The 233-nt window shown below is 58.4% G+C and carries 1 protein-coding gene; it reads left to right on the forward strand.

Annotation, left to right across the window (positions count from 1 at the left end; all coding sequences use genetic code 11):
- Nucleotides 1-233, forward strand: a 233-nt coding sequence (locus ACI94_RS02605; protein WP_286681057.1) for an ATP-binding cassette domain-containing protein, incomplete at both ends; no start/stop codon positions are given.

A 233-nucleotide genomic window follows, 5' to 3' on the forward strand; every position in this document is an offset into this window, starting at 1 on the left:
CAGGACCTCTTCCTCTTCCACACCACCATCGAGGAGAACATCCGCTACAGCAGGCCCGACGCCACCCATGATGAGGTTGTTGAAGCCGCCCGGAAAGCGCAGATTCACGATGACATTATGCAGTTTCCGAAAGGTTACCAGACGATCGTCGGAGAACGCGGGACACAGCTCTCCGTCGGTCAGAGGCAACGGGTCGCCATTGCCCGGGCGTTCTTAAAAGACGCGCCCATCCT

This window comes from Methanoculleus sp. DTU007 (assembly GCF_001512385.1).
Taxonomy (GTDB): domain Archaea; phylum Halobacteriota; class Methanomicrobia; order Methanomicrobiales; family Methanoculleaceae; genus Methanoculleus; species Methanoculleus thermophilus.